The organism is Arthrobacter alpinus, assembly GCF_900105965.1.
Taxonomy (GTDB): Bacteria; Actinomycetota; Actinomycetes; order Actinomycetales; family Micrococcaceae; genus Specibacter; species Specibacter alpinus.
On the sequence record NZ_FNTV01000001.1, the window covers coordinates 1,198,917 to 1,214,395 of the forward strand.

The 15,479-nt window shown below is 58.9% G+C and carries 15 protein-coding genes and 1 pseudogene; 8 read left to right on the forward strand and 8 right to left on the reverse strand.

Annotated elements, in window-relative coordinates; translation table 11 throughout:
- The first annotated feature begins 78 nt into the window (after positions 1–78).
- From BLV41_RS05680 to BLV41_RS05695, 4 genes are all read left to right on the forward strand, one after another.
- Positions 79–588: a universal stress protein gene (locus tag BLV41_RS05680; RefSeq protein WP_074710945.1), complete on the forward strand. Its 510-nt coding sequence runs from the start codon at positions 79–81 to the stop codon at positions 586–588.
- Between the two features lie 336 nt (positions 589–924).
- Positions 925–1,191, forward strand: coding sequence for a P-type ATPase actuator domain-containing protein (locus BLV41_RS23165; RefSeq protein ID WP_483073313.1), 267 nt, complete (start codon positions 925–927; stop codon positions 1,189–1,191).
- Positions 1,166–1,369, forward strand: a complete 204-nt coding sequence (locus tag BLV41_RS05690; RefSeq protein WP_074710947.1) for a hypothetical protein — start codon at positions 1,166–1,168, stop codon at positions 1,367–1,369. Before BLV41_RS23165 ends, BLV41_RS05690 begins: the two co-directional genes overlap by 26 nt.
- Before the next feature lie 491 nt (positions 1,370–1,860).
- Positions 1,861–2,805, forward strand: coding sequence for a universal stress protein (locus BLV41_RS05695; protein ID WP_044573225.1), 945 nt, complete (start codon positions 1,861–1,863; stop codon positions 2,803–2,805).
- 386 nt (positions 2,806–3,191) lie between these two features.
- Here the strand turns inward: BLV41_RS05695 and BLV41_RS05705 are convergent, their stop codons facing one another.
- On the reverse strand, positions 3,192–3,674 hold the full coding sequence (locus tag BLV41_RS05705; RefSeq protein ID WP_074710949.1) for a pyridoxamine 5'-phosphate oxidase family protein: 483 nt from the start codon (positions 3,672–3,674) through the stop codon (positions 3,192–3,194).
- Between the two features lie 121 nt (positions 3,675–3,795).
- Between BLV41_RS05705 and BLV41_RS05710 the strand changes: the two genes are divergently transcribed.
- Entirely contained in the window at positions 3,796–5,583 is a 1,788-nt protein-coding gene (locus BLV41_RS05710) for a GAF domain-containing sensor histidine kinase (RefSeq protein WP_342028177.1), read from the forward strand.
- Here BLV41_RS05710 and BLV41_RS05715 read toward each other — a convergent pair.
- The 5 genes and pseudogenes from BLV41_RS05715 to BLV41_RS22415 all read right to left on the reverse strand — a co-directional run.
- Positions 5,577–6,269, reverse strand: a complete 693-nt coding sequence (locus BLV41_RS05715; protein ID WP_044573219.1) for a response regulator — start codon at positions 6,267–6,269, stop codon at positions 5,577–5,579. The genes BLV41_RS05710 and BLV41_RS05715 overlap by 7 nt on opposite strands.
- 498 nt (positions 6,270–6,767) lie before the next feature.
- The gene (locus tag BLV41_RS05725; protein ID WP_074710951.1) at positions 6,768–7,238 is read right to left on the reverse strand and encodes a pyridoxamine 5'-phosphate oxidase family protein; all 471 of its coding nucleotides are present in this window, start codon (positions 7,236–7,238) and stop codon (positions 6,768–6,770) included.
- Between the two features lie 307 nt (positions 7,239–7,545).
- Positions 7,546–9,189, reverse strand: coding sequence for an ABC1 kinase family protein (locus tag BLV41_RS05730; protein WP_074713126.1), 1,644 nt, complete (start codon positions 9,187–9,189; stop codon positions 7,546–7,548).
- Between the two features lie 11 nt (positions 9,190–9,200).
- The gene (locus tag BLV41_RS05735; protein WP_244516746.1) at positions 9,201–10,670 is read right to left on the reverse strand and encodes a DUF4389 domain-containing protein; all 1,470 of its coding nucleotides are present in this window, start codon (positions 10,668–10,670) and stop codon (positions 9,201–9,203) included.
- Between the two features lie 777 nt (positions 10,671–11,447).
- A pseudogene (locus BLV41_RS22415) lies at positions 11,448–11,782 on the reverse strand (integrase core domain-containing protein); the annotation flags it as partial.
- Here BLV41_RS22415 and BLV41_RS23010 point away from each other — a divergent pair.
- Positions 11,770–12,048, forward strand: a complete 279-nt coding sequence (locus BLV41_RS23010; protein ID WP_074710952.1) for a transposase — start codon at positions 11,770–11,772, stop codon at positions 12,046–12,048. The pseudogene BLV41_RS22415 and the gene BLV41_RS23010 sit on opposite strands and share 13 nt — an antisense overlap.
- Positions 12,049–12,105: 57 nt before the next feature.
- Here the strand turns inward: BLV41_RS23010 and BLV41_RS05745 are convergent, their stop codons facing one another.
- Positions 12,106–12,873 (reverse strand): cation efflux transmembrane domain-containing protein, encoded by a 768-nt coding sequence (locus BLV41_RS05745; protein ID WP_074713128.1) that lies wholly within the window; start codon positions 12,871–12,873, stop codon positions 12,106–12,108.
- Complete coding sequence (locus BLV41_RS05750) at positions 12,873–13,202, reverse strand: ArsR/SmtB family transcription factor (RefSeq protein WP_074710953.1); 330 nt, start codon at positions 13,200–13,202, stop codon at positions 12,873–12,875. Before BLV41_RS05750 ends, BLV41_RS05745 begins: the two co-directional genes overlap by 1 nt.
- Before the next feature lie 52 nt (positions 13,203–13,254).
- Between BLV41_RS05750 and BLV41_RS05755 the strand changes: the two genes are divergently transcribed.
- The gene (locus BLV41_RS05755) at positions 13,255–13,593 is read left to right on the forward strand and encodes a hypothetical protein (RefSeq protein ID WP_139244227.1); all 339 of its coding nucleotides are present in this window, start codon (positions 13,255–13,257) and stop codon (positions 13,591–13,593) included.
- Positions 13,594–14,662: 1,069 nt separating this feature from the next.
- On the forward strand, positions 14,663–15,478 hold the full coding sequence (locus tag BLV41_RS05760; protein ID WP_074710955.1) for a pyruvate, water dikinase regulatory protein: 816 nt from the start codon (positions 14,663–14,665) through the stop codon (positions 15,476–15,478).
- Position 15,479: the final 1 nt, after the last annotated feature.

Genomic DNA, 15,479 nt, shown 5'->3' on the forward strand with positions numbered 1-15,479 from the left:
AGCAACCTTCGCCGGAGTCGATCATTGAGCTGGAGAGACTCTGAGAAAAGCGAATGCGTAAGAAAGATGGATCAAGCAATGGAAGAAAAGACAGTCCACGAGGGTTCGCGCATCGTGGTCGGTGTGGACGGATCACCTGAGTCCGTGCTGGGTCTAAAATGGGCGCAAACACTGGCGCACGCACTGGATGCAACCATCACAGCCGTTACCGCCTGGCACATGGAAACAGTTTTTGGCTCGTACATCGTCCCTGATTGGGACCCGGACGAGGGGGCGCGCCAGATTCTCAAGGATGCCGTGCAGGAGGCTTTTGGAGGCAACCAGCCCGAGGGATTCCGCGGGGTGTGTATTCGCGGCACGCCGGCCAAAGTGTTGATGGAGCAGAGCAAGTCCGCACAGATGCTCATTGTTGGCTCCCGTGGACACGGCGGATTCGCAGGGATGCTGCTGGGCTCGGTCAGTTCGGCCTGCGCCGAACACGCAGGCTGTCCAGTCCTGGTGGTTCATGGTGAGAGGGATGCATTGAAGGTGCCGGCAATGGTGGGTGTGGGCCATGAGGATGGCCATGATCCCGTCGGCAACAGCTGAGGCGGCGAAGCCATCACAACGCTCCATCACAGCAGAAGTCCACCTCAGCGTTGAGCACGTTCTGCTCGATCTTGGGTCCACGAAACGATGCCTTGGCAGTGACGAGGCGGCGCTGGGAACGTAACTTTACATTCCCATATGGATCTTTTTGTTCGTCACAGCAGGGCTGTCCTTGTTCTTTGGGGCTACCACAAATTCGGTTGTCGTTGCTGTGATTTTGTTGGTGATTGTCGGTTTGGGGTTCAGCAATGAATTTCGCGCCGAACGTGCTGCCGAGGCCCTTCGTTCACGCGTTACGCATACGGTTCTGGCCCCCAGGGAAGGAACTCCTGCCAAATCGACGTCGTGAATTTAGTGCCCGGCAACATGGTTCGCTTGGGGGTGGGTGCCATCATTCCTGCGGACATCACATTGCCCGATGCACAGGACCACTTGCGTGATGAGAGCATCGTACGGGGACAGTGCCTGCTGGCGGATAAAGTCGCTGCACAAACCATTGGGGGTGGTCCCCTGGGAGAGATGTATTGCTGTCTCCCTACTGGGGACCGTGGTGCAGCCCGGCAGCTACTCAGGAGTCGTGGCCACCACCGGCGGTCGTGCTGAGCTCGGCAAGACTGCGCTGGGCTTGGGGGAGCGCCCGCCGCAAACGCAATTCCACAACGACTTCAAGCCGTTCTCGTTCCTCCTCTTGCAGGTGGCTGTTGTCCTGGCAACACTGGTCTTCATCGCTCACACGCTGCCGGAGCTTCTGCCCTCCTCGGGCGCAGTTGATCGTGGATGAACAGTACGACGCCGGAGCGCGTGTTGTTGCTGTGGCCTCACGGCAGTTTGTGGGTTTGCGCGGGGGCTCGGATGGTTTATTGAATCCATCGCCACCAGAACCCGCCGCGTCAAGTTCTTGCGCAGCCGCCCCACACGCCGTCTCGTTCTCCTTGCTTCTCTTGGCCATGACTGCGGTGTATTTGGTCCAGTTGAGGGCGCCAAGGGGGTGGGTTTTCTCCCGGCCCCGCCAACAGGTCCCAGAGGTTCGCCACCGCGGAACCGAGCGCCATGATCGCCGCCGGGCCGCTCGCTTCAGTGTTCCGGACCCTCTCGTCTCACCATGGCAAGCCCGCCACGAGCAATCGACAGAGGTGAATTAGGGTCTTTCGACTCTCCACCCATCACGCGGCGGGCCCTAGCGTTGGAGGCAGCACCGCAATTCTTCAAGGGCATAGTTCATCTCCAATGACACGCCATGAACTTGCATAAACGTAGAAAGGTCGATGACCAATGGTCTTTGAACCTCAGATAATGGTGGGGGTGGATGGTTCCCCCGCCAGTCGCGCTGCCCTCGAATGGGCAGCGCACCGGGCCCAACAACAAGGGCGGCCCCTCCTGCTGGTCCACTCCGTGCCGGACTACCTGGTCTCGCCGGAAGGCGTTGACTACCAGACTTTCCGGGCTGGCCTCCAAGGAATGCTGGATAGTGAAGCCAACAGGGTGCGCGGGTTGGTCCCGGCCGTGGAGGTGCGCAGCAGCCTCCAGTTTGGTGAGCCGGCCCGAGTGTTGGCTGAACTTTCCGCTCGATCCGTCATGGTGGTGGTCGGGACAGACAGAACGGCCGATGTTCAGGGTGAGAGATTCGGCACGCTAAATTTCCAACTTGCCATGATCGGGCGATGCCCCGTGGCAGTCATCCCAGAACCCGAGAACTCCGTGAGTGCCGGCGTCGTGGTTGGTATTGATGGTTCCCCCGAGTCCATGGCCGCCGCGTATTTTGCCGCCGCGGAGGCTGTACGGACCCGGCAGGACCTCACCGTCGTTTGTGTCTCACAGTCCCCGGCAAGGTGGGTACATTCCAGTGCCGACGGATCAGTGAAAACCCGGCAGATTGGAACCCAGGGGCGCATGATCCTGGAAGCTGTTGTGGCCGCTGTGCGTGCCCGGCACACACACCTCACAGTTTTCGATCGATTCGAGCAGCACGATGCGGCGGCGCGGGTGCTGATCGAGGCAGGGAAAGGTGCCGCCATGCTCGTGGTGGGAAGCCGCGGCAGTGGAGCCGTGCACCACGCCGCCATGGGCTCCGTCACCCGGGAGTTGCTTTTGCATGTCCCGTGCCCCCTTGTCCTGACCCAACAGGAAGAAGCCGCCGTTGTGGGTGAACGCTACAAGGGCCACCGCGCAGGCCTGCACACGCTTGCGCCCGTGCAGATTTCCCCAGGGGGATTCTAAGCATGAGCCTTGGCTTGGCTGGCGGCGATGGAGGCTGGCAATGACAGTTCGCAGGCTTCCCACTGCCCTGCGTGGGACCTGGTTGCCGAAAGCCGGGGGGATGATTGTTCAGGATTCAGGATTCAGGATTCAGGATGCATTGGGGCACGGGGGCCTGCCCAAGGACGTTGTTGTGCTCGTCTCGCGGACTTTTGTGGATCCCATAAATCCATGCCTGTTGGTCCCCACGAAGGTCGTGGGATCACTCTGTGACGAGTCCAGCGCGCACTTTCTTGGGGCCATCATGAAAGTAAACGCAGGCACGGAGATTATCGGGCCGATTCCGGCTTCTTCCGGGTAGTCACGCTGGTCACCAAGTAGGCTGGCCAATCTATTCTGGCTAGGTGCTATTCGAAGGAAGCGCGCCGTGCATCGGACAAAGGTGTGTGCCAAATGTCAGGCCTTGTGACCTTGAATCGCCGGCCGCTGAGGTTCAGGGGCAGGATCCGCATCAGGTGGTTCTTGAGGCCGCCCTGCCATGGTTCCAGTGTTAGGCTTTCCGCCTCGGCAAGCGCGGCGCCAGCCCTGATCGCAAGGACCGTGCCCCGCAGCACCACACTCCACGCCTGCTCAGTTGAGGGGTTGTAGCCATCAATTTCAAAGGCAACGGGCGTGTTGTTCGTTGAACCGTAGAGTTTGGTGCCGGCGGCAGTCCGAAAGACCAGGGAGCCGTCGTCCACTGCATAGTTGATGGGAAAAATGTCGGGGTGATCATCGTCCACAACTGCCAGGCGCCCAATGACCTGTTCACGCAGCATTTCCCAGCATTGGTCCTTGGACAGTGACTCAATCTCCGGTGTGGTCCCTGACGGCGGCGTATTAGTAGTCATGAAATCGACTCTAGGGCCAATGATTCTGGGATCGTAGAGTCTAAAGTCCCCAGCTCCTGTGCCTGGACAGCCCTACCAATGCTCCCGTATGGGGACTTCAGGTTGGCAACGGGGGTAGCCTGTGAGTAATGGCCGGGATCTTGAGGCTTTTGACACAACGGCCGATGGTCGATCGAAGGTGGATCTGGTGCAGGATTCTGATGCGGACAAAGCGGTTCCGTTGTTGCCCGCCGCTGCGGGGACTCGGATTGAGGACTTACTGCGGGAGTTTGTGGACCGAGCGGGCGAACTGCTCTCCACACAAGAAAGGATGCGCGGCTTGCTGGCAGCCGTGGTTTCTGTGGCAGAGGATCTCAGCCTCGATGCGGTACTGGAGAGGGTGGTCAAATCAGCCTGCACGCTCCTGGACGCCCGCTACGCAGCGTTGGGAGTCATCAGTGAAAATCAGTCGTTGAGTCATTTCATTACCGTTGGCATAGATCAGGAACTCAAGACCGAAATAGGTCCCTTACCCACCGGACACGGTGTCCTAGGACTGCTGACCAGTGACCCGCACCCGTTGCGGCTGCATGATTTGCACGATCACCCCGCCTCTTATGGTTTCCCGGAACACCACCCGCCCATGGTGTCCTTTCTGGGTGTTCCAGTGCGAGTGAGAGGAAAGGTGTTTGGGAACCTGTATCTGACTGAAAAGGCAGGCGGTGAAGACTTCACGGCCGAGGATGAAGAGTTGGCTGTGGCCTTGGCGGCTGCTGCGGGGGTTGCCATTGAAAATGCTCGCTTGTTTGAAGACGCCAGGCGCCGTTCCCGTTGGCTGGAAGCGTGCATGGATGTCACAGGCAAGATGATGGATGATGAGCGCAACATCACTGAAAGCAGTCTGGACATGATTGCAGCCACTGCGTTGGCAGAATCAGACTCTTCCCTGACCATGATCGGAGTTTCCTCTGATCGTGGTCCTGAACTGTATGTGGCAGCGGCTGCGGGTGAACGGGCGCCTCTCTTGGCCGGCCGTTCCTTGGCTTTGGACTCCCCTGAGATCGCGGAGGTTTTGAGAACCGGTGTACCGACTGTCTTCGAGGACGCCACTGATCTGCTCGGCACTGAAGACGGGATTTCCTTTGGACCGATCATCGTTATTGCGTTGGGACCCCAAGGCCCGAACCAAGGCTTGTTGATCCTGGCACGCAGCCAAGGATCCGGGAGCTATTCCAAGATTGTGGTGGAGATGAGCGCCGTGTTCGGATCCCACGTGGCCTTGGCCTTGGAACTAGCCAGAACGCACAGACTCCGTGAGCAGATCATGGTTTTCACGGATCGGGACCGTATTGCAAAGGACTTGCACGATGTGGTCATTCAGCGCCTTTTCGCCGCAGGCCTGAGCATTCAGAGTTTGCAGCGGTTTATTACGGACAAGACGGCGTCCCAGAGAATTAGGGCTGTTACGACAGAACTTGACGAAACCATTCGGGACTTGCGCAATACGATTTATTCGTTGCGGGTCAGCTCAGGTGAAACTGAGCTGCTGAGCGACTTGATACTGAGGACAGTTCGCAATGCGGCGAAAACGCTCGCTTTCGCTCCCCGGTTGAATCTGGCAGGGCCCATAGACTCCGCGGTTTCCGAGGAAACGGCCAAGCATCTGTTAGCGGTGCTGTCCGAAGGGTTGAGCAATGCGGTGCGGCATTCTGACGCCGGGGCAATCGAGGTTTCCGTTGACGTCACGTCCGAGCTCGTGAGCGTCATTATTGACGACGACGGGATTGGGGTGGGCGATCTCGATCACCGAAGCGGGCTGCTCAACATGGAACAGCGCGCCGAGATTCTACACGGAACCTTTGACCTAGAGAGCGGCGAAAATTCTGGAACCCGATTGACCTGGAGTGTGCCCGCCGCAGATGCTCATTGACGGAAGTCAGGGGCCTTCCATCGTGTATCTGTAATGAAAATGGCAGCCTGCGTCCGCCGCTCAAAGCCCAGTTTTGCCAGCAGTGAGGACACGTAGTTCTTGACAGTCTTCTCGGCAAGAAACATTTCACTACCAATCTCTCGATTGGTCAATCCTCGTCCAATGAGTTTTAGGACGCGCCCTTCCTGCTGGGTCAAGGCGGAGATCCTTGGATCCGTCCGTTCAGGCTCTGCAAGCCCCTGAACAATTTTAGCCAAGACGTCGGGGTTGAAAAGTGTTTCACCCTTGGCGGTGCGACGCAGGGATGAAAGTAAATCCGTGCCGTCAATTTCCTTCAGCACATAGCCGGCGGCGCCGGCTAGTACAGCGCCACGCAGCGCCTGCTCATCGTCGTAGCTGGTGAGAATCAAGCATTGCAGGGTTGGATCCAACGACCGGACATCGCGGCAGACCTCTATGCCCGTGCCATCGGGCAGCCGGGCATCCAATACCGAAACGTCAGGATGCAGGGCCGGGATGCGTCTGGTTGCTTCCAGTGCGGAGCCGGTAGACCCAATAACTTTGAAGCCCTCACCTTCGAGCAGTTCCTTGAGTCCCCGCCTAACAAGTTCGTGATCGTCGAGGATAAAAACGGTGATCGGTGCCGTGGCGGTCTTTTGCGGGTCGGAGGCAACTAGCCCATTCATTGTCTTCGTTTCCCTTCATGGCTGTGGTTCCCGCTTGGGGAATCGTCCTGCTTATTGATCGGCAATGCATGATCCTGTTGCATCAACACTGACAGTCTGTCTTACTCACTTTCGACCAACAAGGGTACAAAGTCCTCAGGGGGCTCGCGTCATTTCAAGAACGAGCGACGTGAGGTACGGTGCTGCGCTCGAGGGTGCCCGTGGGCGGACGAACCCTCGCCCCATCTGAGTAGGCGCAATGCGTTGAAAATAGTGGCCGGATCCACCATTTCCTGGCTCAGGGCCCCGACCCACGCCCAGCAAAATGACCGCCAGTCGCCCCACCGCAAGAGGGTCAGTGATCATGAGATGGGTGCGAATGAAAGTCGTGGTCACTTTCGGATCCACGAGTTGAGCGCTGACTTGCAGGCCCATGACCAGAAGCATCATGGCCTCAGGTTCGCGAGGCTGGCGCAGCGGACCTCCATCGATGGGTCGCAGGCCTGAGGAGGGGAACTGTCATTCCGGGGCAGCATGTGGGGCCGTGGCGTGGGCAGTCCACCATTCCGCTGGATCGGCCACCGTGAATCTTCTGCCCGTGAGCGACGTTGGCGCTATACGGATAAACGTGTCCTTGTGTCCGGATTGCCAGGGGAAGAGCATGATCGAAAAACTGTCCACGACCTCGTCAATTGAGTCGACGCGTACTGCATTGCCTTTGGCCACAACGCTCCAGGCGACACCGCTGCCCGGATCAACTCCGTCGGCTTCAAACGCCACGGGGGTTTCGCCGAGGGCCGCCTCCAGCTTGGTCCCGAGACCCGTGCGGAACACCAGCGTTCCGTGGTCCACCGCGTAGTTTATAGGGAAGATGTCGGGATGGTCGGTGACCCAGACCGCTAGTCGTCCAACGGAAACGCCACGAAGAAAAGCCCAGCATTCATGGGCATCTAGTTCTTCGACAGGTGCATTTGCTGGTTTGTTCGTCATGGTCTGAGACTATGCTGGCGGAGGCCACGCCAATAGAGGCCAAAGACCCGCTGTGTGGGGACAACTCTGGCACCTCCGAAGCCAGGTCCATCGGGGAATTTTGTGGTTTTCCGTTCCTCCCGACGGGCCCCAGCCTGACTGGCGGAGCCAGAACCATCAGCACCGGGCCAATAATCACCGAGACCAGTCCCTTTGAGCAATAGAATTGTGGCCAACCGGGAAGGGACTGGAATTCTTGGTCCTGTGTTCGATGACAGGACCCAAGAAGTCTGCAAAACAGAGCACAGAGGCCCAGACCTTGGCTGTACTAGCGCTTGCCACCGCCACTGCGCCGTGCGGTCCACGCCAAGTAGCCGCCCAACGCCGTGACCACGCCAACACCGCCAGCAACCAAGGGGTTTCGCCATGCCATCAAGCGATCCTGGTCGGCTGCAGTTAGCTCCCCAATTCCTCGGACAAATGCTGCAACTATCATCCCTGCAACGAGGCGATTTCCGATGCGTTCAGCGCGGGTCACCAGAGGCGACAATTCCTCTGAGCGCAAATGAACTTCGACGCCGTCATCCAGTAGGTCAAGTAGCTTTCGCAGCTTTTCGGGCAGATCAGCGCCAAGGTCTGTGGCATCCAAACCCCATTGGGAGAGGTTGTGAAACAGAGCCAGTGGAGTTGCCCTGGCCAAGGCCAATCTTCTGGCATAGGGCTTAACCACTGTGCCGAGATTGAAGCTCGGATTGAGCCGTGCACCCAGTCCTTCTGTCATGAAGATCATTTTAGTCAGCATGGCTATTTCACTGGGCCGCTGAAGATGGTGATTGCGCAGAAGAGCCAGCATCTGGGTGACCAGGGGCGAGATTTCGATTTGGCCCAACGGGCGTCCTTGATAGAGACGCATGAAGCGCAGAATATCTTGCTGCAACCGGCCACGATCTGTGGTGGGTCGGTTGATCGAGAGTTCCAGCAGTGCCCTGGCTATGCGGTCGGGGTCGTCAACGCTGAATGCCAGCAATAGTTTCCCCAAGTGACCCTGGAGCTCGTTGTCGATTTCGCCCACCATTCCGAAATCGATCAACGCTATGCGTGAAGCCGATTCCACAAAGAGATTTCCGGGGTGGGGGTCGGCATGAAAGAAGCCGTCCTCAAAGATCATCTTGACTGCAGCCTTGGCTGCCAGATCTGCCAGGCGGGTTCGCTCGAGGTCTGACATGGCAAGAACCTCGACGTCGTCGATTTTCAGGCCAAAGATTCTTTCGATAGTCAGCACTCGGGAGGTGGTGGTGGACCAGAAGATTCTGGGAATGTGGATGCTGGGGTCGTTAGCAAAGTTTCTTGCAAATCGTTCCGCGTTGCGTCCCTCTTGCAGGTAGTCAAGTTCGGCCCGAAGCGTTGTGGCGAACTCGGCGGCAATGGCCTCAAGGTTGTAGTCCGCCACCGCCGTCCAGTTCCGGTTGGCCTGGTGGGCCAGGTTTTGAAGGATCTCCAGGTCTTCCTGAACCTGGGCAACAACCCCCGGCCGCCTGACCTTGACAACGACGGCGGTGCCGTCATGCAGTGTTGCTGCATGGGCCTGGCCAATCGAGGCGCTGGCCAGTGGAGTCGCACTAAAGGTTTGGAACAGTTCCTTGGCAGTTCCACCCAACTCCTGCTCGATGAGTGAGGTGATGACCTCCGCAGGAACTTCCGGCGCCCCGCTTTGAAGTTTGGACAGTGCGCCGAGGTAGTCCGGTGGAAGGATATCGGGCCTTGTGGAAAGCACCTGTCCGAGTTTTATGAAGGTTGGTCCCAGTTCCTCCAGTGCGTGCCTGAGCCGTTCGGGGTTGGAGAGATCATCAGGTAGCCACGGTCCTGAGCCCAGGTGGATCCGGCCAAGACCCAACTTCGCCAGGAGGGAACCGAAACCATGCCGCGCCAAGATTTCCGCTACCTCGGCGTACCGCTCAAAATGGTTGCCCATGGATGCAATCATCAATGGTGGTCCGCCCCGGCCGGCTCATCAGGGCCCTGATCCAAGCGGAACGGCGGGTACTCATCCCGCAGCAGGAGGGCATAGCTGGCGACGCGGTAGATCCACCGGTTGATGCCCATGATGAGATCAAAGAGCGGTCGTTGGTATCGCCCCGTGAACAAGAGTCCGACGGCGGCGATGAGCACCAGAATGCCCAGTAGGGAGAACCCGACCGTACGGCCGTAGTCGGATTGCCAGTGACCGCCCTGGCCCCACATGGACCACCCTGCGCTGGTGAATATGGCTACAACCAGTAGGTGGGGGAGCGCCAAGAGCCACGACTTGACCAGTACAAGTCCACGGGATAGTTGACGGGGGTAGTCAACTTCGAAGTCGGCGGGATACTCGCTGGCGGCAAGGGTGAATGGTGGGTACTTGTCGGTGGCCAACGCCGAGTAGGCGTAGAACGTCACCCGCCAGTTCCATCTCAGGACTCCGACATTGAAGTTGAACAGTGCTCGCGGGTAGCGGCCGGTGAACAGGATGGCGAAGGCGGCACAGATTGTGGTGATGACCACGGCGCACCACAGGAAAAACAAGACAAACATGTGCGGCAAAGCCAGAAGCCATTTGACCAACCACAGCCCTCGAGACAGCTGCGAGTCAAGCTGCCCAGTAAGTCTCGCTGGATAGCCTTTCGCGTAGGCAAGCTGGGCAGGGGATCCGCCGTCGCCTGGTGCCTGATTGCCAGGCGCTGGCCGCCGAGACGAAGGAGCCCGTCTGCCCAGGCCTACGGCACCCAAGACGATCAACCCGGCCCCGATGATCAAGGCGATCGCACCGCCAATCAACAATGCAGGTGTGATCGCTCCAAACAGCTCGGAGTGGAACCCGGCCGCCATGCTGACAGTGACTCCCGGGTTGGCATCGGCGTTCATGATCACCAGGATCCAGTCACCGCTGCGCAGGTCCATCATGACGTCCTGTGTGCCTGCCCCGGACGCTTGCACAGCCCAAAAACTCTGCTTCCCGGGCAGCTCGGGTTCTGCCTGACCGGGCACATCGCTGTAGCTCACCCGGAACGGCTGGGTTTCGACGCCGGTGATGACTGTTGTATGCACACCGTTGAGATAGTTGTCCACCTCCGCCTTGGGGCCAATGCCAATGAACACCTGGCCCCCGGGGGCAGTTGATGCGGCACTAATCCGGATGCTGCCAAGGTCCAAGGGAATCGACTCGACCCCAAGCTGGGCCGGGGGAGAGGAGAGAGCATGGGAAGTGGTGGAGAATTGACGCATCCCGGAACTGAAATAGCCCTCCGATCCCTGCTGGGAACCCACGACTGCCGAAGCGACGCCGCCGATGATCCCGCTGGCACCAAACAACGCCAGCAGCGTGCCGACTACCAAGGCCACCACAAATCCGGCGACTCCGCGTTGCGCGTTGCCCGAATGTTGATTCGTTTTGTCGACAGCCGAATTGCTCATCATGCAATCACTCCTCTTTCACCCTCTACCACTATGTGGCTTCCCCTGAGGCGTCACTAGAGGCTAAGGTCACGTGTGACATTGGCTCTGGCGGCACCGTCAGGGATGCTGATGGTATGGAGGCACCGGTAGATGCCATGGACATGACTGCGCCATTGATGCGTTGTGGCGCGAATGGGGCGATGAGAACCGGAGCCACAATCCCATGTCACGGATGAATCTTCTGATCCAGGCGGCATGGTCGTTGCTTCGGGCATCAACGTCTACGCGTCTTCACCGCCTCATTGCTGCCACCATGTGCGCCAGCGCATCCCCCACGTCGCTGACTTTGACGCAGTGAGCAGAAAAACCGTCACATTCCAGGCACGAGTAGCTTAGACCCACCGCCCCAGCATGGCCACATAAGCACGGAGCAACTGACTCTATGAGCAGAAAATGGCCAGTTCCGCACGCCTGGCACCACGGGCGCTCTACGGCTCCACAAAAAATCCCCAATTTTGCTATTTGAGTCATCGGGCTCCACCTTTCGGGCCAGTCCGGCTGTGTGGCTCGAATGAGACGCGTCAATGGGTCAAGCCTGGCTGGTAACTTCATCGTGGCAGCCACGCGTGAGGATCGACAGTGCCTTTCGTCCCTTCATCGCCCTCCGCAGCCACGGACCTTGTCTTCTACTCGTGCCAGCTGGAACCGGCCTGTAGCTGGAAGGAGGATTGGGCTGCCTGGGATTTGCTTGTCTCCTTGACCTGCCCCAAGGTTTGGTTACCCATGTCGGAGTGAATGTCAGGCCGATGGTTTTGGTTTCTTGGAGTGTGGCTCGTGTTCGATCGGGGTGCGATAGTCCAATCCGGAATGGCGGCACCGGCGATTGTAGAAGATCTCGACGTACTCAAATATTGCGTTGGCCAGATCGGTTCCGGTCAGCCACTTCTTCCGGTTCAGGAGCACGATCTGCATGGCCGACCGGAATGATTCTTGTCAATGGCATTCTCGTCGCCGTCCCCGACTTTACCGAATGACGGCATCATTGGTGCCGAACGGATCTTCTTGGTGAAAGCCCATGACGTGAATTGGACGCCGTGATCGGCGTGGACAATACTGCCCGGTGCCGGATCCTGGTCGGGCCCGTACAGAAGCCGCATTTGCGGCTTTGGCAGGCACTTTCCCTGTCCCTGCTTTGTCAGGGAGCGCCAATCGTCGCAGGCTCAATCGAGGAGTTGATCGCCAGCTAAACAGGGTTGTTTGCACTTTGGTTTTGATCCGCACGAATCGCGATCCAGCAATTAGGGAATACCTCGCAAACGGGTCAATCAAGGGCGAACCGAGAAGGGAATCATCCGCTTTTGAAGCGCCATATTTCCCATCAAATCTTCCGAGCACCTAGGGCCTCTGAAGGCTTGCAGTTCTCTCGCGAAGTTCCTGGCACTGCTGCGTCGGCCGCCTATGACTGCTCGGTAATTGGTTGGCAGCAGGCACAATCGAAGCCTTCTGTGCCCACCACCTTACTTGCGGGAGTTGGCTCGCAACAGTCGGCCCTGTCCCTGTCCGTGGCTGTGCCCGTGCTCGGTTGCAGGGGCGTGCAGCAGGTGTCGCCTCGCCATGCGTTGAGCCCTTCCTTTACCGCAATGCCAGCAATCACGAGCGCGGCAATGGGATCGGCCCAGGACCATCCCAGCACGCTGTTGAGCAGCAAGCCAACCAGGAGAACGGCCGATAGGTAGGTGCATAGAAGGGTCTGCTTTGAATCGGCTACGGCAGAGAGGGAGCCAAGTTCTCGCCCGGCCCGGCGTTGTGCCCAGGAAAGCACGGGCATGATCGCCAGGCTGACGGCTGCGAGGATGATGCCCACGCTGGAATGATCTGCTTCCCGTCCCGTAATCAATGAACCGAGCGCATCGGCGGTAACGAACGCTGCCAAGGCGAAGAAGGAAAACGCGATAATGCGCAGGGCCTTTTTCTCGCGGGTTTCGGGATCGCGGGCGCTGAATTGCCATGCCAGTGCGGCAGCCGAGGAAACTTCCACTACAGAGTCCAGGCCGAAGCCGATGAGAGCGCTGGAGGAAGCGCCCATGCCAGCCCCGAGGGCAATGATGGCCTCAATGACGTTGTAGGCAATTGTGGCACCAACAAAGTAGCGAATACGACGGTTCAGAACGCGTCGACGCTCAGCCGTGGGAAGCGCATTTTCAAGAAGATTGATAGTTGCCATCAGCAGCACTCTTCCGTCGCTGCGGCTGCGCAGTATTCCGGATCTATGGCAAGGACCACACTAAGGAGATCGGCGATCGCGTGGCCGATCTTGGCGTCTGCCAGCTCGTACCGTGTGCGCCGCCCTTCCGGTACGGCCACCACCAAGCCGCAACCGCGAAGGCACGCCAGATTGTTGGAGAGGCTTTGCCGACTAATACCCAACGCATCAGCCAGGTCTGACGGATAAGCCGGGGCGTCCCTTAGCGTCAAGAGGATTCGCGCCCTTTTAGGGTCCGATAGTGCATGCCCAAATCTACCCAGAACCGCCGAATGCGTTACAGTTTCCATGCCTCAATGCTACACAGAATGCTGTATACAAAAAATAGTGAACAGTCAAAAAGTGGATAGCTTCGTGCTCCAGGGTTGTTGCTGCGGCGTAGAGGGCGTTATCGACGACGATGAGATAGTTGTCGCGGGTGGCCGCGAGTGGGATGGAGTATTTTCCATAGTTAGTGAAGGCGAGGTGGACGGCGTCGGAGGCCATCTCAGCGTAGGCGGCGTCGATGCTCGCGGTGGGACGGTTGCCCATGCCTTGCACGATGGGTGCGGCGTCGCCGACAAGTTCGATGTCGCCATGGATGCCACGTGCGTACAGTCTGTTGGCGAGTTCATGGCGGCGTGCTCCTGCGGTGTTTCAGATTCCGTGAGTCGTTTCATGGGTCAGCGCACGATCCTGTAGGAGTTGGCAAGCATCAATGCCTAGTTCCGTGACCGGATGCGTCTGGACCATGCCGGGTGGCTTGGCCGAAGCTGCGTCCGGCGTAGTCCAGCCGTTCCAGGTCGTGCTCGCTGCCTCGGCGGATGGGGGGCGATGGAGAGGGATGGACCTAGGGCTGTTAGAACGGCCATGGTCTTGCCGACTTCGGCACGAGCATGGCCCGACTCGAGATCCATAAGGAATTTCCTTGAGACGCCGGCCTCGTCGGCCAACACCTGGTGCGTCCACCATGTTGCATCCGCTGGGCGCGGATGAATGCTCTGGCCGCCGCGGGTGTGTCGATGTTGCCCTCAAATGTCATGGCATCGCCCCTTCATCAAACCATTGAGTCACTGAAGGGTGACAATCGCATCTCCGATGGCGAAAGCGGTCGAGAACATGCGGGCCCACATGGTGTGGTGGCAACATCAACACGTTTCCCTCCGAACTGGTCCGGAAATCCGCAGAATATCGGGGCTTCCAAGTGCTCGCAAGGGTAAATGTCTGGTTCAAGCGTTGACAAGCTGTTGACAGGGTTTCTCCACAGGGGTCCTATTGTGCAGCGTTCGATTCGCAGGTGACGGTTTAGCTGGTGGTCTGTGGCGGCTCTCTGGTGACTGCTTCGGGGTATTCTCCCCTTCACCTTGTTCATGGTGCGCCGGAGGGCTAACGACGTGACCGGGGGCTGGTCTGTTGACGGAATTTGGGCCTGTTGAAGCCAATCCAGTTCCGGAACACTCAGTTTCACCGTTCGGGGTGGCAGTCTTGCGCGACCGCGTTCAGCCACGAGCCGTCACATCCCTTCGTGAGTGCCGACTCATGCGATGTTCGTGAAATCGGTTCGTTACTGGGCCGCACGTCAACCAAAACGGCAACAAAATTTCCGCGAATAGGGCACGGAACAATTACGCGGCCCGGGACCAGCCCACTCGCTCGCGCAATACGGTGGCGCCTGCCGGCCGATGGGCGCAGACAGATGACGCAGTCTTGGCGGGTCCGCGTCTGCAGGAGGTTAGGATGTGACCACAAGTTTTCGCTGAGGAGCGTAGCCATGGATGATTCACCTCGTCACGTGTACTTTCTGTCCGACGGGACGGGCATCACTGCGGAAACACTGGGCAGCACCCTGCTGACACAGTTTCCCCAGCGGAAGTTTTACCGGACGACCGTGCCGTTCATATCAACCATCGCCAAGGCCCGGTCGGTCGTCCGGGAGATTGATCAGGTGGCGTTGCGCGAGGAACGTCCCCTGGTTTTTTCCACCGCCGTCAATGAGGAGATCCGCAACGAGTTGGCCACGTGCAACGGCGTGCTGGTGGATCTGATTGGCCCCCACGTGCAGATGTTGGAGGAGGCGCTCAGCACCAAGGCCAGCCATCAGCCCGGGCAGGCCCATGGCCTGGGGAACGCTTTGCGATACCAATCACGGATGTTGGCGGTTGAGTACGCCATGGAGCACGATGACGGCCAGAGCCTGCGCGCGCTGGAAAAGGCGGAGGTGATACTGATTGCGCCGTCGCGGTGTGGAAAGACTCCCACCACCATGTACCTGGCGCTCCAGCATGGTGTTTACGCAGCCAATTTCCCGCTGGTGGACGAGGACTTTCCGGGCGACATGATGCCGGCCCCCATACGCGCATTTGCAGCCAAGTGCTTCGGCCTGACATCCAACCCCATGCGTTTGAGCCAGGTGCGGACCGAGCGCCGCCCCGGATCGGACTATGCCTCGCTGCGGCAGTGCGGCATAGAACTGCGCAGCGCGGAACGGCTATACGCCACACACGACATCCCCTACCTGAATTCCGCGAGCATGTCCGTCGAGGAGATTTCAGCGGTGATTCTAGAACGGATGGGATTGCGGCACTAGT